Annotated in this window: 16 protein-coding genes; 9 read left to right on the top strand and 7 right to left on the bottom strand. The window is 72.5% G+C overall.

The window, feature by feature from the left end:
* Nucleotides 1–12: 12 nt before the first annotated feature.
* The 3 genes from ACQPXG_RS34765 to ACQPXG_RS34775 all read right to left on the bottom strand — a co-directional run bounded on the left by ACQPXG_RS34765 (nt 13) and on the right by ACQPXG_RS34775 (nt 3,364).
* Nucleotides 13–738 (bottom strand): hypothetical protein, encoded by a 726-nt coding sequence (locus tag ACQPXG_RS34765; RefSeq protein ID WP_433463372.1) that lies wholly within the window; start codon nt 736–738, stop codon nt 13–15.
* A gap of 365 nt (nt 739–1,103) precedes the next feature.
* Nucleotides 1,104–1,928, bottom strand: a complete 825-nt coding sequence (locus ACQPXG_RS34770; protein ID WP_433463373.1) for a tetratricopeptide repeat protein — start codon at nt 1,926–1,928, stop codon at nt 1,104–1,106.
* The gene (locus tag ACQPXG_RS34775; RefSeq protein WP_433463374.1) at nt 1,883–3,364 is read right to left on the bottom strand and encodes an NB-ARC domain-containing protein; all 1,482 of its coding nucleotides are present in this window, start codon (nt 3,362–3,364) and stop codon (nt 1,883–1,885) included. The genes ACQPXG_RS34770 and ACQPXG_RS34775 overlap by 46 nt, the downstream gene beginning before the upstream one ends.
* 253 nt (nt 3,365–3,617) lie before the next feature.
* Here ACQPXG_RS34775 and ACQPXG_RS34780 point away from each other — a divergent pair, with 253 nt between their 5' ends.
* On the top strand, nt 3,618–3,917 hold the full coding sequence (locus ACQPXG_RS34780; protein ID WP_433463375.1) for a hypothetical protein: 300 nt from the start codon (nt 3,618–3,620) through the stop codon (nt 3,915–3,917).
* Between the two features lie 33 nt (nt 3,918–3,950).
* Here ACQPXG_RS34780 and ACQPXG_RS34785 read toward each other — a convergent pair whose 3' ends face one another.
* On the bottom strand, nt 3,951–4,862 hold the full coding sequence (locus tag ACQPXG_RS34785; RefSeq protein ID WP_433463376.1) for an alpha/beta hydrolase: 912 nt from the start codon (nt 4,860–4,862) through the stop codon (nt 3,951–3,953).
* A 44-nt stretch (nt 4,863–4,906) separates the two neighbouring features.
* A complete protein-coding gene (locus ACQPXG_RS34790; protein WP_433463377.1) occupies nt 4,907–5,671 on the bottom strand; it encodes a FadR/GntR family transcriptional regulator in 765 nt (254 codons plus the stop codon).
* A gap of 135 nt (nt 5,672–5,806) precedes the next feature.
* Between ACQPXG_RS34790 and ACQPXG_RS34795 the strand changes: the two genes are divergently transcribed.
* The 8 genes from ACQPXG_RS34795 to ACQPXG_RS34830 all read left to right on the top strand — a co-directional run bounded on the left by ACQPXG_RS34795 (nt 5,807) and on the right by ACQPXG_RS34830 (nt 17,857).
* A complete protein-coding gene (locus tag ACQPXG_RS34795) occupies nt 5,807–7,414 on the top strand; it encodes an ABC transporter substrate-binding protein (RefSeq protein ID WP_433463378.1) in 1,608 nt (535 codons plus the stop codon).
* A 99-nt stretch (nt 7,415–7,513) separates the two neighbouring features.
* Nucleotides 7,514–8,473 (top strand): ABC transporter permease, encoded by a 960-nt coding sequence (locus ACQPXG_RS34800; RefSeq protein WP_433463379.1) that lies wholly within the window; start codon nt 7,514–7,516, stop codon nt 8,471–8,473.
* The gene (locus tag ACQPXG_RS34805; RefSeq protein WP_433463380.1) at nt 8,473–10,473 is read left to right on the top strand and encodes a dipeptide/oligopeptide/nickel ABC transporter permease/ATP-binding protein; all 2,001 of its coding nucleotides are present in this window, start codon (nt 8,473–8,475) and stop codon (nt 10,471–10,473) included. The genes ACQPXG_RS34800 and ACQPXG_RS34805 overlap by 1 nt, the downstream gene beginning before the upstream one ends.
* Nucleotides 10,470–11,483, top strand: coding sequence for an oligopeptide/dipeptide ABC transporter ATP-binding protein (locus tag ACQPXG_RS34810; protein WP_433463381.1), 1,014 nt, complete (start codon nt 10,470–10,472; stop codon nt 11,481–11,483). Before ACQPXG_RS34805 ends, ACQPXG_RS34810 begins: the two co-directional genes overlap by 4 nt.
* Entirely contained in the window at nt 11,480–12,409 is a 930-nt protein-coding gene (locus ACQPXG_RS34815) for a dihydrodipicolinate synthase family protein (protein WP_433463382.1), read from the top strand. Before ACQPXG_RS34810 ends, ACQPXG_RS34815 begins: the two co-directional genes overlap by 4 nt.
* A 52-nt stretch (nt 12,410–12,461) precedes the next feature.
* On the top strand, nt 12,462–14,129 hold the full coding sequence (locus ACQPXG_RS34820; protein WP_433463383.1) for an exo-alpha-sialidase: 1,668 nt from the start codon (nt 12,462–12,464) through the stop codon (nt 14,127–14,129).
* Nucleotides 14,126–16,165 carry a beta-galactosidase gene (locus tag ACQPXG_RS34825; RefSeq protein WP_433463384.1) on the top strand — a complete coding sequence of 680 codons (2,040 nt, stop codon included), beginning with the start codon at nt 14,126–14,128 and terminating at the stop codon, nt 16,163–16,165. The genes ACQPXG_RS34820 and ACQPXG_RS34825 overlap by 4 nt, the downstream gene beginning before the upstream one ends.
* Before the next feature lie 153 nt (nt 16,166–16,318).
* On the top strand, nt 16,319–17,857 hold the full coding sequence (locus ACQPXG_RS34830; RefSeq protein WP_433463385.1) for a serine/threonine-protein kinase: 1,539 nt from the start codon (nt 16,319–16,321) through the stop codon (nt 17,855–17,857).
* On the opposite strand, the gene ACQPXG_RS34835 is transcribed toward ACQPXG_RS34830, so the two are convergent.
* Both ACQPXG_RS34835 and dhaL read right to left on the bottom strand, forming a co-directional pair.
* A complete protein-coding gene (locus ACQPXG_RS34835) occupies nt 17,854–19,542 on the bottom strand; it encodes a putative PEP-binding protein (RefSeq protein ID WP_433463386.1) in 1,689 nt (562 codons plus the stop codon). The genes ACQPXG_RS34830 and ACQPXG_RS34835 overlap by 4 nt on opposite strands.
* Nucleotides 19,539–20,174, bottom strand: a complete 636-nt coding sequence (gene dhaL / locus ACQPXG_RS34840) for a dihydroxyacetone kinase subunit DhaL (RefSeq protein WP_433463387.1) — start codon at nt 20,172–20,174, stop codon at nt 19,539–19,541. The genes ACQPXG_RS34835 and dhaL overlap by 4 nt, the downstream gene beginning before the upstream one ends.
* Nucleotides 20,175–20,238: the final 64 nt, after the last annotated feature.

Raw genomic sequence — 20,238 nt, forward strand, 5'->3', positions numbered from 1 at the left:
GGGCCCTTGTCGTCATAGGTACAGGTCCCTCCCCGAGATGGAGGTGTCGGAGATCTGCGCGTTCCCGCCGATGTTGATATGGACCCCGTTGGTCTGCCGCGGCTCACCGGTGGGTTGGTCGGCGGGGGCGGTGCGGTGGTCGGCGGGTGCGGTGCCCTGTGCGGCCAGCCTTGCCGCGAGTCCGTCCTCAGCCGGCAGGTGAAGCCAGGCCTCCAGCGTCGATTCCTTTACCTTCACGACGGTGGGGTGGAAGCCGGACGGGTCGAAGTCTTCATAGCCGTACCGGACCACGGCCTTGTGGATGTCCTCGGAGAGCAGATAGGCGACCGGACCGCGCGCCTCGGCGAGCGACGCCTTCAGGGTGCCGGCCTCGTTCAGCCGGAACGTCTCATCGATGCTGGCGCCGACGAAGCCTTGGTCGTCCCTGAACGTCTGCCCGATGTGGATCGCGACGCGCAGGCGCGGACGCCCCGGACCGGCGGGGGCCGTCTCGGGCAACCGCAGCAGCCGGGACACGATGACCTTCGGAGGCACCGGGTCCGGCACCGACAGCGGCCAGAGCATGAGGAGGCCGTCGCCGCGGTCTCCGCGAACGCATCGAGACCACTCGGGGCCGAGCGTCCGCTCCAGCCAGGCGTACATCTCCTTCCGCGCGTGGCGCTTCTCCATGTCGTTGCGAGACGCGCTTCCCTCCATATCGGCGACCACGATGACCGCGATCTGCGAGTACTCGGTCATGACCGGGCAACCTCCCGTTTGTGTTGCGCTGTGTCCCGTGTCGGCCCCGCCGTCGCGGGACTCTCCTCGAAAGACGTCCGAAACGCCTTCATCCTGGTCCTCTCCGGCAGGGAGCGGCCAAGGCGCGGCGGAAAGGATGTGCCCCGGCTCGGGCCAGGACTCGTCAATTTCCTCCCGCCTTCGAGAAGGCGCAGGCCAGTCAATTGATCACTGATCTTGGAATGGCCGGCCCGGAGAAGGAGCGACCGGTCCGGAGGACCGGATTACCCGCGGGTATGGCGCACCTGCGCCATTCAGCCCGCCTTCCTCCGGCGTCTTCCAGAATCCGGGCGGCCCCGGGCGGGCTGACCGAGCCGGCCGGGACGCTAGTGAGCCTCCGCCCCGATCAGGTCCGTGACCGGGTAGCGCATCGCCTCGAACATCGCGAGGGACTCCGCGCGGCACGTGCGGGCGCGTCCCAGGTTCCCGGCCTTCCGGTGGGCCGCGGCGAGATCCCGGAGGACATGCGCGGTCCAGAAGCGGTCGCCGAGCAGCCGGTCGAGCTCCAGCGACCGTTCGAACCGCACGATCGCCTGCTCCAGACGGCCCAGCCGCTGCTCGATCCGCCCCAGCGAACGGAGCGCGTCGGCCTCGCCCTCCGCGTAGCCGATCCGCCGGTAGAGGCCGAGCGCCCGGCGGCCCAGCGGCAGCGCCTCGTCGTGGAAACCGAGCCGTTCCCGCTGCTTGGTGACGTGGATCATCCCGTCCGCACGGGCGAGTGGATCGCCGACCGCGGCGGACGCGCTCAGTGCCCGTTCCGCATGCGCGAGCGCCTCGGCGTTGCTCCCGAGGGAGTCGTAAAGGCGGGTGAGCGACAGGTGAGTCTGGAACACGCCCCTCGTGTCGTCGATGCTCTCGCACTCCGCCAGCGACGTCCGCAGCAGCGGCAGCGCATCCCCCTGCCGTCCCAGCCGGTTCAGGCCGTCGCCGAGCAGCCGCATCGACGTGGCCTGGACGGCACGGTCCCCGGCGCGTCGCGCGGCGTCCAGCCCGATCCGGTGCAACGCCACCCGCTCGGTGTGCCGCCCGCTACGGCGCAGGAAGACGGTCGCGGCCCAGGCGAGCCGCCAGACGTGCTGGTCGAAGCCTGCGGCCGCGGCCTGATTCATCGCCGCCTGCAGCGCGGGCATCTCGACGGCGAACCACGCCATCGCCTCCGGCCGGTCCCGGAGCAAGGGGCCCGGCCGCCCGGGTCCCGCGGGCGGCAGGTCGGCCTCGCGGCATGGCTCGATCGTCCGGGCCGCCCGAATCGCCGTGCCCAGGTAGTAGTCGAGGACGCGCCCGATCGCGCTCCTGCCCTCCTCCGGAGCACCGCGCCGCGCCAGGTCGCGGGCGAACTCCCGCAGCAGGTCGTGCGCGGAGAACCGGCCGATGACCTGCTCGGTGAGCAGGTCATCGGCCGGTTCAGGGCTTCGAGCTCGGCGGTGGGCGGCGCGTCGGCGTCCAGCAGCGCGCGGCAGGCGTGCGCGTCGATGTCGGAGTAGGCGCCGCCGATCAGCCGGAACAGCCGTGCCGCCCGCTCGGGGAGCAGCGTGTAGGAGGCGCGGAACACCGTGCGCGGGTCGAGGTCTGCGGGGCCCTCCCCCAACGCGCCGAGCCGATCGGGCGCCTCGCGCAACCGGGAAACGAGTGCGGAGAGCCGCCAGTCCGGGCGGTCCGCCGCCCGGGCCGCGACCATGCTGAGCGCGAGCGGCAGCCCGGCGCACAGCCCGATGAGCTCGTCCACGGCGCCCTCCTCGGCGGCGACCCGCTCCGCGCCGAGCCACCTCCGCAGCAGGTCGCGCGCCTCCCGCCGCGGCAGCACCGGCAGGGTGACGCGATGCGCGCCCTCCCGGACGACCAGGCCGTCGAGCCGGTCCCGGCTGGTGACGATCACCAGGCAGCGGCCGGCGCCGGGCAGCAGCGGCCGGACCTGGTCGGACGACCTCGCGTCGTCCAGGACGACCAGCATCTTCCGGTCGGCCAGCAGGGTGCGGTAGAGCGCGCTCTTGCCGTCCAGGTCGTCCGGAATCGACTCCGGGGCAGCGCCCAGAGCGTGCAGGAACCGATGCAGCGCCTCGCCCGGGTCGAGCGGTCCCTCCGGCTCGAAACCGTGCAGGTCGACGTGGAGTTGGCCGTCCGGGTAGCGCTCCTTCAGCTGGTGCGCCCACCACAGGGCCAACGTGGTCTTCCCGACCCCGGGCGCTCCATCGATGGCGACGATGACCGTCGCCACGCCGCCGGGCTTGTCCAGGAGGTGCGCAAGCCGGTCGAGTTCGGCGCCGCGCCCGGCGAACCGTTCCGTCACGCACGGGAGCTGGCGCGGTGCGGGAAGCACGGCACTGCGCGCTCCGCGCTGCGGCGCCACCTCGATGGCGTCGCGCAACGTGCTCAGCCGGCGCTGCAGCTCGGCACCCGCGCCCAGCGCGGTGAGCAACTGGTCGAAGACGGCGGTGGACGGCAGCGTCGTGCCGTTCAGGTAGGCGTAGAGGCTGCTCCGGGAGACATTGATCCGCCGGGCCAGGTCCGCGCGGTCCACCGCCCGCCCCTGCCGGTGCTCCCAGTCGATGAGGAGGAGGGCCAGCTGCTTGACCAGATCGCGCCGCATCGCCACAGGATCATCGGCGTGCCCGTGGGAGAACATAGCCCTCCGTACGCTCGTCACCTCACAGCGGAATCAGCGTATTTTCGGCCGACTTCGCGAACCACCGTGCCATCACGGGGTCCGCTGGCCGGATCAGGCCCGGGGCAGCGGCGTCCGCCGACTTCTCGTTCGCGGACCTCGACGGCGGCGTTGCGGTCTCGGGCGGCCCCAGGCTCCCGTCCACGCGCGCCCTTCAGGTCCGCGACTCGCGGCGCAGATGCTCGACAGGGTGCCCGGCGCGGTGAAGGTGGCGCCGTTGATGTTGAGCCGGCCGGTCGCGGCCTCCGAGGCCGCCGCCGAGCTGGTACGCCTGGCCGAGGGCCCCGCCCAGGGACGGGCGACCGGGCTGTCAGGCCCCGAGGTGCTGAAGATGGCATCGATGATGCGGCGCCTTGCCAAAGGCGAACTGGTGCTGACGGTGCCGGTCGGTAAGGCGATGGCGAACGGTGGCGCGCTGCCGGTCGGCGACTTCCGCAGCGGGGAGATCACCTTCGAGGAGTGGGCGGCGTCGCGATGACCGTGGCGGCCGAGCGCCGTCCTGGCGGCGGTCTCAGGCAAGGGCGGACCCGAGGAAGTCGATCGAACGGCGGATCTCGGGCAGCGCGTCGACGGGGGCCAGGTTGAGGTGCCCGTGCGGCAGGCCCCGCGCGGTCATGGTCTCGACGGGGATGCCGCACTCTCGGAGCTGGCGGGCGAACAGCTCCCCGGACGGGCGCAGTTCGTCGATCTCGCTCAGCACGATGAAGGTGCGGGGCAGTCCGCCGACGGCGCCGTTGCCGGGCATGGCGTGGGCCGGAATGCCCGACACGCGTCCCACATAGGCGTGGGTCAGGGACAGGACGGTCTCGGCGGTGAACCGCAGCCGTTCCGGCAGGGACCCGAGGTCGTCGATGAGGCCGCCGGGGGGCGCTGGCACGGGGAAATGCAGGAAGGGATAGGCGAGCAGGAGCGCCGAGGGCAGGGTGTCCGCTTCGTCCCGGGCCCGGGCGGCGGCTCCCGCGGCGAGGTTCCCGCCGGCACTGCAGCCGCCGATCGCCAGGCGCCTCGGATCGGCGCCGAGTTCCGCGGCGGCCCCGGTGAACCACCGCCACGCGGCGTGGACGTCGTCGAGCGGCACCGGGTAGCGGCTGGTCTCGGCGGCGAGCCGGTACTCGGCGGAGGCGACGACCGCTCCCGGGCGGGCGGCCAGCTCGGCGGCCACGACGTGCGCCTCGGGCATGTCCAGGTCGCCTCGGGCCCAGCCGCCGCCGTGCAGCCAGAGCAGCCCGGCACGGGGAGACGTGGCGCCGGCCGGACGGTAGAGACGGATGCGGATCGGGCCCCGCGGGCCGTCGATCGCCGTCTCCTCGATCTTCACTTCGGGCATCCGGTACCCGGCCGTCACATCCTGGAGGGCCACGTGCAGCGGCACGTCGGCGGTGACCGAGCCGAGTCTCGCGCGGACGACGGGATCGATCGGCATGATCTCCCTTCCGAGGTGAGAAAGAGGGCCTCCCCGCCGGGGGCTCAGGCGCCGCGGAGGCGGTCGAGCCGGGTCCGGATGCCGGCGAAGTGCGCGCTCATCGCCGCCTCGACGGCCGCCCGGTCCTGTTCGATCACGGCGGTGTAGATGTCGCGGTGCTTGCGGGCGACGTACTCGGGGCTCTCGTCGGGGGTGCCCAGGTCGTCGCTGAGCTGGTAGTAGACCTGCCAGAACGCGCCGAGCAGCCGGCCGACCAGCGGGTTGCCGAGCGGGCGGTACAGCAGGTCGTGGAAGCGCCGGTCGGTCTCGGGCGCGACCGCGCCGACCAGCGCCTCGGCCTCCATCTGCTCGACCACCTCGCGGACCGGACCGAGCAGCTCCTCCAGGGCGCCGCCGTGCCGGTCGATCAGGCGGGAGGCGAGCCCGTTCTCCAGGACCTCGCGGATCTCGGTGAGGTGGGCGAGGTGGTTCGGCTCGTCCTGCGGGGAGATCCGGCTGTGGAAGGCCAGCTCGTCGACCAGGCCGCTGAGCGACATCTGGCCGACGAACATGCCGAAGCCGTGGCGGATGTCGACGATGCCGACGGCCTGGAGCGCCTTCAGCGCCTCGCGCACCGAGTTGCGCCCGGTGTCGAGCTCCTCCATGAGCTCGGTCTCGGTCGGCAGCGGGTCTCCGGCGGCCAGCCCGCGCCGGACGATGATCTCTTTGACCGCCTCCTGCACCTCCAGTGCCCGGCTCGGGCGCCGTCTCCGGGCGGGAGCGGGCGTGGCGGGCGCGGCGGGGCCGCGGCGATCGTCTCGCAGCGTCACGTGGGTTCTCCTGCTCATCAGCTCTTGACTTCGCGCCGAACGGACTTCTAATGTCCAACGCTAGCAGGTTATAGGACGTGGGACGTCCTCCCTCCGATTCCACCCCGAGCCCGGCCGCACCCATCAGGAGACACCGTGAGTGCCCGTCGCCCACCCCTCAGCCGCCGTGACTTCCTGCGCTACAGCGGGACGTTGAGCGCTGCGGCCGTCATCTCCAGCACGATCGCCGCCTGCAGCGGACCCGCCTCGACCGGCTCGGCCGGCGCCGGCGGCGACAGCGACCTCGTCACCGTGGTCATCGGCTACGGCAACGACCAGACCTGGGACCCGAGCATGACCGCGTCGGCCTTCGCGATGGCCGGCAACAACCACATCTACGAGGGGCTGGTGGACACCGACCCCATCACCCGCGCGCCGTACCCGGCGCTGGCCACCGCACTGCCGGCCGACACCTCGGCCACCACGTGGAAGTTCACGCTGCGGCAGGGCGCCAAGTGGCACGACGGGCAGCCGGTCACGGTGGACGACGTGCTGTTCTCCTTCGACCGCGCGCTCGACCCCTCGACCCTGGCCTCCTCGTTCTTCCGGAGCTGGCTGAAGGAGGTCCGCAAGGTCGACGACACCAGCGTCGAGCTCGTCTTCAAGTTCCCGTTCCCTGACGCGCTGCCGCGGCTGACCATCGCCAAGATCATGCCCAAGCACGTCTTCGGCGCCCCGGGCGCCTGGGACGCGGCGAAGAACGGCAAGGCGGTCGGCTCCGGGCCGTACAAGATGACCGCGCACCACCCGAAGTCCAACACGACCTTCGAGGCGTTCGCCGGCTACAACGGCCCGCGCAAGCCGGCGATCAAGAAGATGAACTGGCTGTCCATCGTGGAGGCCTCCGCCCGCGTCGCGAAGATCTCCGGCGGCGGCGCCGAGGCCCAGATCGCGGACAACGTGCCGTACGCCAACATCGACCAGCTGAGCAAGCAGGGGCTGACCGTGAGCGGCGGCAAGGGCATGAACCACATGTTCCTGATGTTCAACACCGCCCAGAAGCCGTTCGACGACGTGCGGGTCCGCCAGGCGCTGTTCTACGCGATCGACACGCAGAAGATGATCGACGTGGCGCTGAAGGGGCACGGCACCCCGGCCACCAGCTTCCTCAACCAGGAGAACCCGTCGTACGCCAAGGCCAAGACGGTCTACGAGTACAACCCGGACAAGGCCAAATCGCTCCTCGCCGAGGCGGGCGTCAAGAACCTGTCGGTGAACCTCATGGCGGTCAACGTGAGCTGGGTCGCCGACTGCCTGCCGACGATCGCCAACTCCTGGAACGCGATCGGTGTGAAGACCTCGCTGGAGCCGCAGGACACCAGTGCGCTGTTCACGAAGATGGACCAGTCGCAGTCGTACCAGGTGGTCGCGGCCGCCTCGAACCCCAACCAGTTCGGCCTCGACGCCGACCTGATCCTGCGGTACAACTACACGCCCGGCGGCACCTGGATGAAGTACACCAAGTGGGACAAGAGCTCGCAGGCCAAGTCGCTCTTCGAGCAGATGGACAAGGCCATCCAGGAGCCGGACCGCGACAAGAAGCTGGCGCTCGTGCACCGGTACATCGACGTCATCGCCGAGCAGGCCGTGCTCTACCCGGTCGTGCACACCGAGCTGATGACCGCGTGGAACCCCAAGAAGCTCACAGGGGTCCGGGCGCAGGCCTACCCCGGCGTCACCCTGCTCCAGGCGAAGCGGGTCTGACCGCGCGCCGCATCCGCGATCGGCGTCCGGACGCCCGCGTCCGGACGCGCCCTCTCGACGCCCCTTCCCGGCGTCCCGCCCGACTCCCAGGAGGCCTCCGTGGCATCGATCGCCAGAATGCTGGTGCGCCGCGTCCTCATACTCGTACCGCTGTTGCTGGGCGTCGTCCTGTTCGTGTTCACCGTCATGCGGTTCTCCGACAACAAGCCGGAGTACGCCTACTTCCAGGGCGCCAACCCCACCCAGGCGCAGATCCACCAGTTCCAGGTGGAGAACGGGCTGCTCGACCCGCTGCCGCTGCGCTACATCCGGTTCGTCGGCGACCTTCTCCACGGTGACATGGGGACGAGCGCGCTGACGAAGGCGCCGGTGCGCACCTCGATCGGCACGGCGATGCCGCTGACGCTCCAGCTCACCGCGTTCGGCGTGCTGATCGCGATCGGGCTGGCCGTGGTGTTCGGCGTGACCGCGGCGCTCTTCCGGGACCGCTGGCCGGACCAGCTCGTCCGGCTGGTGTCGCTGGTCGGCGTGGCCGCGCCGGCGTTCTGGCTGGCGCTGCTGATGATCCAGTACCTGGCGGTCGACCGCGGCTGGTTCCCCACCAGCGGCTACGTCAACCCGGCCGACTCGCCGAGCGGCTGGCTGCGCTCGCTCACCCTGCCGGCGCTGGCTCTGTCACTGCCGGTGGCCGCGTACCTCACCCGGATCATCCGCACCTCGATGGTGGAGGAGCTCGACAAGGACTACGTGCGCACGGCGATCGGCAGCGGGCTGCCGCCGATCGTCGTGGTCGGCCGCAACGTGCTGCGCAACGCGCTGATCACCCCGCTCACCGTGCTCGGCCTGCGGATCGGCTACCTGCTCGGCGGCGCGGTCGTGATCGAGACGATCTTCGCGCTGCCCGGCATGGGCCAGCTCATGATCAACGGGGTGCGCAACGGCGACCCGGCCGTCGTCCAGGGCGTCGTGCTCACCATCGCGACCGGGTTCGTCGTGGTCAACCTCGTCATCGACCTGCTCTACCTCCTGGTCAACCCCCGGCTGAGGAGCGCCGCCTGATGCGCCGCGGACTTGCGGAAAGACTGTCGAGCCGACGCGTCGGCTTCCGCCGGCTCGGCCCGGCCGCCTGGGCCTCCCTGGGCATCGTCGTCGTGATCGTGATCGCCGCGGTGCTCGCGCCGGTGCTGGCGCCGCACTCGCCGTACGTACAGGAGGCGGCGGGCGGCGGCCCGAGCCCGTCCCACTGGATGGGCCTGGACAGCGCCAACCGCGACATCTTCTCGCGCCTGCTGTACGGGGCGCGCTGGTCCCTCGTCATCGGCCTCGGCGCCACCTCCGTCGCCCTGGTGTGCGGCGCCGTCGTCGGCGCCGCCGCCGCGACCGCGCCCCGGTGGGCCGACGAGACGATCATGCGGGCACTGGACGTGATCATGGCCTTCCCCGGCATCGCGCTGGCCGCCGTGCTGGTCGCGGTGTTCGGCGGCGGCATCCCCGTGCTGGTGCTGGCGATCGCCTTCCTCAACGCCCCGGCCGTGGCCCGCGTCGTCCGCGCGAACGTGCTGTCCCAGTACGGGGAGGACTACGTCGCCGCCGAGCGGGTCATCGGCGCCCGCGCGCCGCACATCCTGAGCCGGCACGTGGCGATCAACTGCGCCGCCCCGGTGCTGGTGTTCTGCACGGTGATGGTGGCCGACGCGATCGTCTTCGAGGCGTCCCTGTCGTTCATCGGCGCCGGCGTGCGCCCGCCCGACCCCTCGTGGGGCAGCGTCATCGCCGACGGCCGCAGCCTGGTGCTCCTCGGCGGCTGGTGGGGCACCGTCTTCCCCGGCCTGCTGATCCTGGTCACGGTCCTCGCCCTCAACATCCTCGCCGAGAGGATCTCCGACGCCTGGGCCGCGCCCGCCGAAAGGGGCGCCGGGCGTTCCGAGCGCGCGGAGCCGAAGCCCGGCGGGGACGAAGCGGCCCCGGACGCGCAGGTCACCGGCCGCGCGACCGAGCTGCCCGGCCTCGCGGAGGCCGCCCGGCGCCTGGCGGAGCGGGCCCGTCCGCTGCCCGAGGGCCGCCCGGCCCTCAGCGTGGAGAACCTCACCATCGGCTTCGAAGACCGCCACGACGGCGTGAACGTGGTCGACGGGGTCACCTTCGACGTCCGCCCGGGCGAGGTGCTCGGGCTGGTCGGCGAGTCCGGCTGCGGCAAGTCGCTGACCGCGCTGACCATCATGGGCCTGCAGCCGCGCGGCGCCCGCGTCGGCGGCCAGGTGCGGTTCGCCGGCAAGGACCTGCTGCGGCTGCCGCGGTCCGCGCGGCGGCGGCTGCTCGGCCACGAGATGGCGATGATCTACCAGGACGCGCTGTCCTCGCTGAACCCGGCGATGACCATCAGGGCCCAGCTCAAGCAGGTCGTCCGGCGCGGCGGGCGGCGCAGCCCGGCGGAGCTGCTGGAGCTGGTCGGGCTCGACCCCGGCCGCACGCTCTCGTCCTACCCGCACGAGCTGTCCGGCGGCCAGCGCCAGCGCGTCCTCATCGCGATGGCCCTCTCCCGCGACCCCAAGCTGATCATCGCGGACGAGCCGACCACCGCGCTCGACGTCACCGTGCAGGCCCAGGTGATCGAGCTGCTGCTGCGGCTGCGAGCCGAGCTGGACTTCGCGCTGATCCTCGTCTCGCACGACCTGGCCCTGGTCGCCGACGTGACCGACCGCGTCGCGGTGATGTACGGCGGCCGGATCGTGGAGACCGGCGTGACGTCCGCACTGGTGGGCGCGCCCGCGCACCACTACGCCCGCGGCCTGCTCGGCTCGGTGCTGTCGATGGAGTCCGGAGCCGAGCGGCTGGCCCAGATCCGCGGTGTGGTGCCCTCCCCCGCCGACTTCCCGTCCGGCTGCCGGTTCGCCGACCGGTGCCCGGCCGCGACCGGGATCTGCCGCACCCGGACGCCCGCGCTGGAGGGGCGGGAGGACCGGCACGCGGTGGCCTGCCACCACCCGGCGGTCGACATCACCGCTCCCGCGCCCGCCGGCGCGGCTCTCGCGCCGGCCGACCCTCCGGAGGCATCATGACGACGAACGCGCTGGTCGAGCTGGCGGACGTGCACGTCGTCCACAAGGCGCGCTCCGGCGGCCTGCTCACCCGCGACCGCGTGTACGCGCTCACCGGGGCGGACCTGGCCGTCGCGCCCGGCGAGACCGTCGGCATCGTGGGCGAGTCGGGCTGCGGGAAGTCCACGCTGGCCAAGGTCCTGGTCGGGCTCCAGCGCCCGACCGCGGGCGCGGTCCGGTTCGAGGGCCGGGACGTCTGGGCGATGCCGGGCGGCGAGCGCCGCACCGCCATCGGCACGAACGTGGGCATGGTCTTCCAGGACCCGTCCACAGCGCTGAACCGCAGGCTGCCGGTCCGGCAGGTGCTGCGCGACCCGCTCGACGTCCACCGCGCCGGCACCCGGGACGAGCGCGACGATCGGGTCCGCGAGCTGCTCGACCTGGTCGGACTTCCCGCGAGCACCGCCGACCTGCTGCCCGGGCAGCTGTCCGGCGGGCAGCGCCAGCGCGTCGCGATCGCCCGCGCGCTCGCGCTGCGGCCGCGGCTGCTTGTCGCCGACGAGCCGACCAGCGCGCTGGACGTGTCGGTCCGCGCGCAGATCCTCAACCTGCTGGAGGACCTGAAGCGGCGGTTCGGGCTGGCGATGGTGTTCGTCTCGCACGACATCCAGACGGTGCGCCGGATGAGCGACCGGGTCGTGACGATGTACCTCGGGCGGATCGTGGAGCAGTCCGCGGCCGAGGCGGTCCCGGACGCCGCGCGCCACCCCTACACCCGGGCGCTGTTCTCCGCCACGCCCGGCCTGCTCTCCCCCATCGACCCGATCCCCCTGGCCGGCCCGGTGCCGTCCGCGACCCGCCCGCCCAGCGGCTGCCCGTTCCGCACCCGGTGCTGGAAGGCCGACGACCGCTGCGCCGCCGAGATGCCCGCGGCCGAGCTGGACGATGACGGCCTCTTCCGCTGCCATCACCCGGTCCGCGCCGGAGCGACGGACCGCGAACTGATCCACCAAGCACAGGAGCGTTCATGACCAACGCGGCACCGCTGTCCGGCGTCGTCCCCCCGGTGTGCACCCCGCTCACCCCCGACCGGGAGGTGGACACCGCGTCGCTGACCCGGCTGGTCGACCATCTGCTCGCGGGCGGGGTGCACGGGCTGTTCGTGCTCGGCTCCTCGTCGGAGACCGCGTTCCTGCCGGACCGGCACCGCAGGACCGCCCTGGAGACCGTGCTCGGCCATGTCGCGGGACGGGTGCCGGTGCTGGCCGGAGTGATCGACATGACCGCGCCCCGGGTCGCCGACCACGCGCGCGCGGCGGCCGAGGCGGGCGCGGACGGCATCGTGGCCACCGCGCCGTTCTACACCCGCACCCATCCCGCCGAGATCGCCGTCCATTTCCGGACCGTCGCGGAGGCCGCGGACGTCCCGCTGTACGCCTACGACCTGCCGGTGTCGGTGCACAGCAAGCTCACCGCGGACCTGCTGCTGGACCTGGCCGCCGAGGGCGTGCTCGCGGGCCTCAAGGACTCCAGCGGTGACGAGGCCGGTCTCCGCGAAGTGATCATCGGCCGCCGCGACCGCGGCCTGCGGTCGTTCGCGGTGCTGACCGGCTCGGAGCTCACCGTCGACTCGGCCCTCTGGATGGGCGCGGACGGCGTCGTCCCCGGCCTCGGCAACGTGGACCCGCACGGCTATGTCCGGCTCTACGAGGCCGCCGCGCGCGGCGACTGGGAGACCGCGCGCACCGAGCAGGAGCGGCTGTTCCGCCTCTTCCGGCTGGTGCACGTCGGCGGCCCGCACATGGGCCGCAGCTCCTCGGCGCTCGGCGCCTTCAAGGCCGCGCTCTTCCTGCGCGGCGTCATCGACCATCCGACGACCGCCCTCCCGCAGATCCCGCTCGACGACGACGACATCTCCCGCGTCAAGACCTACCTCTCCGAAGCCGCCCTCATCTGACCGACGAACGGCGTGGATCCGCCGGGCGGCCCCCTTGGATTGCGAGGCCAGCGTGGCCCTCTTCAGCATGTCCCTGCGCCGGACGACCGCCGCCGCGGCGGCGGTCGTCACCGCGCTCGCCTGCACGGCCGCCGGCGCGGCGGCGAAAGGGTCCCCGACGGCACCGGAGTTCTCCGAACAGGTGATCTTCGCCCAGCACACCGAGGGCTACTTCTGCTTCCGCATTCCCGCGATCGTCAAGGCGCTCGACGGCACCCTGCTCGCCTTCGCCGAAGGACGGGTGAGCGGCTGCGGCGACGCCGGCGACATCGACCTGGTGCTGCGGCGCTCCACCGACGGCGGCCGCACATGGGGGCCGCTCCAGGTCGTGCTGCCCGCCGCGCGCGAGCTCACCGACCAGATCGGCAAGCCGGAGTGGAACTCCTGGTACGCCACCGGGCCCGGGCACGCCATCCAGTTGCGGCACGGCCCGCACGCGGGGCGCCTCATCGTCCCGGCCAACCACGAGGGCGGCGGCGGCGCCCCCAAGGGCGGACCGCAGGGCGGCCACCTCAACTACAGCGACGACGGCGGCCTCACCTGGAGGATCGGCGCGGACGACACGCGTACGTCCAACGATGTCAGCCCCGGCGAGCTGAGCGCCGCCGAGTTGTCCGACGGCCGGATCTACGTCAACGCGCGCGACAACACCGGAACCGACCCGGGCAACCGGAACACCGCGATCAGCAGCGACGGCGGCGCGACCTTCGACGCGCCGTTCCGCACCCTGCCGAAGCTGGACGCGCCCAAGGTGCAGGGCTCGGTGCTCCCGGTCGGGCGGAGGCTCCTGCTGTCGGTCCCCGCCCACCCCGTCACCCGCGAGGTCATGGCGGTCCGCTCCTTGTCCGACGAGGGGCGGAACTGGCAGAAGGTCGGCAAGGTCATCTACTGGGGTCCGTCCGCCTACTCCGACATGGCCGACCTCGGCGGCGGCCGCATCGGCCTGATGTACGAGGCCGGCCGGACGTCCCCGTACGAGTCGATCCGCTTCGCCGAGTTCAACCAGGCCTACCTGGACACGCCCAACGGGACCCCTCCGGGGCTGCCGAAGCCGCCGGAGCCCGGCCCGACGACGCCCGACCGGTCCGGGCACGAGAACAACGGATACGTCCGGGGCGGGATGAACACGCCGGGCGAGTTCGACGGCGTCGACGACTTCGTCCAGGTGCCATGGAACAGGTCGCTGGACCTGGACGACGGCGACTTCACCTGGGCGGCGCGCGTCCGCTACGCCGACACCGGCGGTACCCGCACGATCCTGTGGGCGTACCGGGTCGGCAGCGGCGCGCCGCAGATCTGGCTGCGGGCCGAGCCGGCGAGCCACCGCATCCGCGGCGTGATCCAGACCGAGCGGGGCCAGGTCGTGGTCGACACGGCGCAGGCGTACAACGACGGGCAGTGGCACGAGGTCGTCCTGCGGCGCTCCGGCGGGAAGCTCACCCTGAGCGTCGACGGGCAGGCGGCGTCCGCGACCGACCCCGGCGGGTCGGTGACCCTCGGAAAGCAGTTCACCATCGACGGGATCCACGTCGGCCAGCGCCTCGACGGCGTCTACCGCTTCCACGGATCCATCTCCGACGTCCGGGTCTACGACCGCGCGGTGCCGGACGCCGGCATCGCGACCGAGCGCGGCGGGCTGCGGCTCTGGCTGCCGCTGGAGAGGATCGACCCGCAGCGATGACCGCACCTCCTGACCACGCCAAGGAGAACCACGGAATGGACATGATCGCCCGGCTGCGGGACCGCCTCGGCATCGCCTACGGCGGCGACTACAACCCCGAGCAGTGGCCGGAGGAGGTCTGGGAGGACGACGTCCGGCTGATGAAGGAGGCCGGCGTCTCCCTGGTCAGCGTCGGCATCTTCTCGTGGGCTTCGGTCGAGCCACGGCCCGGGGAGTACGACTTCGGATGGCTCGACCGCGTCCTGGACCGGCTGGCGGGCGGCGGCGTCGCGGCCTGCCTGGCGACCATGACGGCGTCGCCGCCGCCCTGGCTGACCGCCCGCCATCCGGAGATGCTCACCGTCCGGGCGGACGGGCAGACGATCACGCCGGGCGGGCGGCAGCACTACTGCCCGTCCAGCCCGGTCTACCGGGAGCACGCCGCCCGCCTGGCCGAAGAGGTCGCCGTCCGCTACGCGGGGCATCCGGCGCTGGCGATGTGGCACGTCGGCAACGAGTACGGCAACGTCATCCCGTGCCACTGCGAGGTGTCCGCGGCGGCGTTCCGGCGATGGCTGGAAGCCCGGTACGGCTCCGTTGAGGAGCTCAACGACGCCTGGTCGACGAGTTTCTGGGCGCAGCGCTACGGCTCGTTCGAGGAGGTGCTGCCGCCCCGCTCGCCGGCACCGTTCCGCAACCCCGCGCACAACCTCGACTACGCCAGGTTCACCTCCGACGAACTGCTCGCCTGCTACCTCGTCGAGAAGGAGGTCCTGGAACGCGTCACGCCGCACGTCCCGGTGACGACCAACTTCCCGCCGTCGCTGCGTCCGGTCGACCTGTGGACGTGGGCGCCGCACGTCGACGCCATCGCCTACGACGCCTACCCCGACCCGGCCGACCCGGACGCCGCGGCCAAGGTCGCCTTCAACTACGACGTCATGCGCTCACTGCGCGGTGGGCAGCCCTGGCTGCTGATGGAGCAGGCGCCGAGCGCGGTCAACTGGCGGCCCCGCAACGCGGCCAAGCCGCCCGGGACGATGCGGCTGTGGAGCTGGCAGGCCGTGGCGCACGGTGCGGACGCGATCATGTTCTTCCAATGGCGGCAGTCCCGGGGCGGCGCGGAGAAGTTCCACTCCGCGATGGTCCCGCACGGCGGTCCGTCCACCCGGACCTTCCGAGAGGTGCGCGGGCTGGGCCGGGAACTGGCCGCCGCCCGCGCCCTGGCCGGCGCGCGGGCGCCCCGGGCCGGGGCCGCGATCGTGCTGGACTGGCCGAGCTGGTGGGCGCTCGAAGGCGAGGCCCACCCCAGCTCGGACCTGCGTTTCCTCGACGCGGCCTGGGCCTGCCACCGTCCGCTGTACGACGCCGGCGTGGCCTGCGACGTCGTGCGTCCCGACGCGGACCTGTCCGGTTACCCGCTCGTCCTCGTGCCGAACCTCTACCTGGTGTCCGAGGAAGCCGGGCGCAACCTGGAACGGTACGTCGAGGAGGGCGGCACCCTGGTCATGTCATTCTTCTCCGGGATCGTCGACCCCTGCGACCGCGTCCACATGGGCGGCTACCCGGCGCCCTTCCGGCGGACGCTCGGCCTGCGCGTCGAGGAGTTCCGGCCGCTCGCCGAGGACGAGCAGGTCGGGCTTTCCGAGGGCGCAGGCGGCGTCTGGACCGAGGAGGTCGTCCTGGAGGGCGCCGAGGCCGTCGCGTCCTTCACCAGCGGCGCCCTCGCCGGCGGACCGGCCGTCACCCGGAACCGCCTCGGCCGGGGCACCGCCTGGTACCTCGCCACCCGGCCCGTTCCGGCGACGATGCGCGCCCTCCTGGACCGTGTCCGCGAGGAGGCCGGCGTGGGCCCCGTCCTGCCGGGACTACCCGACGGCGTCCAGGCGCGGGCCCGGCGGTCGGCGGACGGCCTTCGCTACGTCGTCCTGAACCACGGGTCCACCGAGGCCACGGTCGAACTGCCGGCGCCCATGCGCGACGAACTGTCCGGCGCCGGTCCGTTCACCACCCTGCACCTCGCCGCCCGCGACGTGAAGCTCCTGCGCCCGGCCTGACCCGGGCACCCCAGGTCAGATCGGGCGGCCGTCAGGACGCGCTGGGATACATCCCGCCGCGAGTACGACAACCATGCGGACATACAGACACAGATGTCTGTCAGTTGCCCGGATCACCTTCTCCCGGACGTTCCGCACCGATAGATTCTGATCATGGGCTGGGACGGTGACGGGGTACTGGCGGGCCGGTATCGGAATCTCGGCCGGATCGGCCAGGGCGGCATGGGTTCGGTGTGGCGCGCCCATGACGTCGACCTCGACCGCGAGGTCGCCGTCAAGGAGCTCCGGGTGCCCGAACAGGTCACCGACCAGGAGCGGCGCGTCTGGTACGCCCGGATGGAACGCGAGGCCCGCGCCGCCGCCCGGCTGAGGCACACCGGCATCGTCACCGTCTACGACCGGGTGAAGGGCGACGACGGCCGCCCCTGGATCGTCATGGAACTGGTCCGCGGCCGTTCCCTCGAACAGCTGCTGGCCGAGCGGAAGGCGATCCCCCAGAGCCAGGTCGCCGCGATCGGGCTCGCGATGCTGGACGCCCTCTCGGCCGCCCACGTGCAGGGCGTCGTCCACCGCGACGTCAAGCCCGCCAACGTGCTCCTAGAAGGCGACCGGGTCCTCCTCACCGACTTCGGCATCGCGGCGCTGGAAGGCGACGTCACCATCACCCGTTCGGGCATGGTGCTGGGCACGCCCGCCTACATGTCCCCCGAACAGGTGGAGGGCAAGGCCGTCACCCCGGCCTCGGACCTGTGGTCCCTGGCAGCCACCCTGTACGCGGCGGTCGAGGGGCGCCGCCCGTTCGACGGGCCCAGCCACGGAGCCGTCTTCGTCGCGATCGCCACCCGGCAGCCGCCCCCGCCCCGGTGCGGCGGCCCGCTGGCGCAGGCCCTGAACGGCCTGCTGCGCAAGGACCCGGACGAACGGCTCTCCCCCGCCCAGGTCCGCGACCTGCTCAACGCCGCCCTGGACCCCACCGCCGAGACCGCGGCCGACGCCGGACCGCCCATCCCCCACCGGCCGCCCCGCACCGCGCTCCTCCACCCGCCCACCAGCGACATCCCGCCGCCGCGCTACCGAACAGCCCTCGTCAGAGCCGCCCTCCTGTGCACCGCGCTCGCCGCCCTGGCCTTCCTGGCCGGGCCGTGGAAGGGGACCAGCGAAGAGCCTCCCATCGAGCTGTACACGAACGACGTGCTCATTGTGCTGCTGCCCGTGGTCGTGGCGTTCATCCTCATGTGCGGGCTGTGGTTCCTGCCGCACAGGCCGACGCTCGTCCTAGCCCTGGTGTTCGCGATCCTCGGCGGCCTGCACCTGGAAGCCCTCATGGTGTTCGCGTACCGACGGTCCGGCAGGATTTCGGTCATCGAACCCAACGTCGGATTCGAGATCTCCTGGTTGCTGAGCACGCTCGCGTTCATGCTCGCCTTCGCCGCGGTGAACCCGTCGCTCGCCCGACGGGTGACGGACCCGCCCGCCCGCCGTGCCCTGCTCACCGTGACCGTGCTCGTCGAAGGCCTGGTGGCCCTGCTCTGGGTCGTGCCCGTCTACGAGGTGGCAGGTTCGGGCCTGGACCTGGACTCGGACCACAACGCCCCCCTCCTCGCCCCTCTCATGCTCCTGGGCCTGATCTGGCTCGGCACCCAGCCGTTCATCTGGTCGGGCAAGGTCAGGGCCGAGTTCTCCCGCCGCTAGCCCTCGCCCTGACCGCGTTCGCGGACCAGGGTCCATGCCTGCTGGACGGTGTCGCACTTCAGAGCGGCTTCGGCGATGTCCATGCAGTCGGCGATGCGGAGCCGGCGGATACGGTGGCGGATCTCGTCAACGCGGGCGGGGGCCGCTGAGAGGATGTCGACGCCGAGGCCGAGCAGCAGCGGGATGACCAGCGGGTGCGCGGCGGCGTCGCCGCAGACCGAAACCGTGCGGCCATGGCCGTGGGCCGCCCGGACGACGCGGCCGATCGCCGTCAGCACCCGCGGATGGGCCGTCATCGCGGGCCCGGCGGCGGGGTCGCGGCGGTCGAGGCCGAGGATCTGGCCGGTGAGGTCGTTGGTGCCGATCGAGACGAACTCAGCGGCCGCCGTCAGCTCGTGGGCGCGCTCGACGGCCTGCGGGAGTTCGATCATGATCCCGAGCGGGGGCGGCGGCACGGCGAGGGCCGCGGCGGCTTCGTGCAGGAGACGCCGGCAGGTGTGCAGTTCGGCGAGGTCGGCGACCATGGGGATCATGACGTGCAGCTCGGTGCCGGCGGGCGCGGCGCTGAGGATGGCGCGGAACTGGGCGCCGAGGGCGTCCGGGACGGCGAGCATTTCCGGCAGCCACCGGGCGATCCGTTCCCCCTCACGCTCGTGGGCGAGGAAGGGCGGCAGCTTGTCGTCGGCGAAGTCGAGCGTGCGCACGGTCACCGGCTCGCCCGCGAGCTTGGCGAGGATCGGTAGCAGGGCCCGGGTGTGGAGGGTTTGGGTCGGCCACCGGGTCGCGTCAAGGAAGGGCAGTTCGGTGCGGAGCAGTCCTATGCCGTCGGCCTTGACTTCAAGCGCTGCCCGCGCTTCGTCGGGGGTGGCGATGTTGGCCCGCAGTGTCACCCCGTGGCCGTCGGCGGTGCGGCAGGGCTGCTCACGTTCGGATGCGTAGGCCTCCTGCAGGGCCCGGACGTGCGCCAGTTGCGCCAGCACGGCCTCCCGCTCCGCGGCGGGCGGATCGAGTTGTATGCGTCCGTGTTCACCATCGATGAGCAGTTCGACACCGTCCTCCAGATTCAGGACGGCGGGATCGATGCCGACCAGGAGGGGGATGGACAGAGACCGGGCGACGATGGCGGCGTGCGAGTTCGGACCGCCCGTCACCGAGAGAGCGGCGACGATCGGCGCGTCGGCGTCGAGCAGGTCGGCTGCGCCGATCTCCTGCGCGATGAGCACGAGTGGTCCTGCCGTGATACGCGACGCGCGTCCGTCGAGCCGGGCGAGCGCCCGCCGGCCGACCTGGCGAACGTCGGCGGCTCGTTCGGCGAGGGTCGGGTCGTCGAGTGCGGCGATCGCGTCGGCGTGCCAGGTGACGGCCTGCCTGATCGCCACGGTCGCCGGGACGCCCTGCTCGGCCCGCCGTACCGCCGCCGCGATGAGATCGGGGTCGCGGGCGATGTACCCGGTGACCTCCATGATGTCGGCGTCGTGCGGCCGGCCGCGGGTGCGCAGCCGTTCCGCCAGCCGGGCGAGGTCCGCGGCGACGGCCGCGAACGCGTCGGTGATGCGCCGTACCGGATCGCCCGCTGCGCGCCGCGGCAGGGACGCCTCGGCCTGCCGGTCGGTGCGGTGCGCGAATCCGAGTGCCGTCCCCGGCGCCGCGACTTCACCGATGAGCGTCGTCGTCCCCGTCGTCATGGCTTCACCGCCTCGGCGAGGGCGCGGAAGATGAGGGCCATGGACGTGGCCCCGGGGTCCTGGTGGCCCTCGCTGCGGGGGCCGAGGTAGGACGCGCGGCCCTTGCGGGCGATCATCGGGATGGTGGCGTGCATTCCCTCCTCGGCCGCGTCCGCGGCGGCGCTCGCGGTCTCGGCCAGGGTGGAGCCGCCCGCGGTGGCCTCGGCGAAGGCGTCGACGGCGGGGAGGTATGCGTCGATCATGGTCTTGTCGCCGGGCCGGGCGACGCCGAGCCGCTGGAGGGCCTCCGCGCCCGCGCGCAGGCCGGCGAGGAGCCGGTCGGCCGTCACGTCGGGCGTGGTGAGCTGCTTGCCGGCCGCGCGGAACGCCGAGCCGTACAGCGGACCGGCCGCCCCGCCGACGGTGGACATCAGGGTCGTTCCGGTCTTCACCAGCACCTCGCCGGGTGTGCTGAAGTCCGGCCCGTCGAGGGCGGCGAGGACGGCGTCGAAGCCGCGCCGCATGTTGATCCCGTGATCGGCGTCGCCGATGGCCGAGTCGAGCTGGGTCAGGTGGTCGGCGTCGCGCTCGATCGCCGCGGCGATGGCCCGCACCCAGATGAGGGCGGTGTCGCTGTCGAAATAGGTGTCCACGTGGTTCCTTGGTGTGGGAGCCGGCACGGCTTCGTGCAGCGGCTGGGGCGGCGAGGTGGGGTAC

It is taken from the genome of Spirillospora sp. CA-128828 (assembly GCF_050945415.1).
Lineage (GTDB): Bacteria > Actinomycetota > Actinomycetes > Streptosporangiales > Streptosporangiaceae > Spirillospora.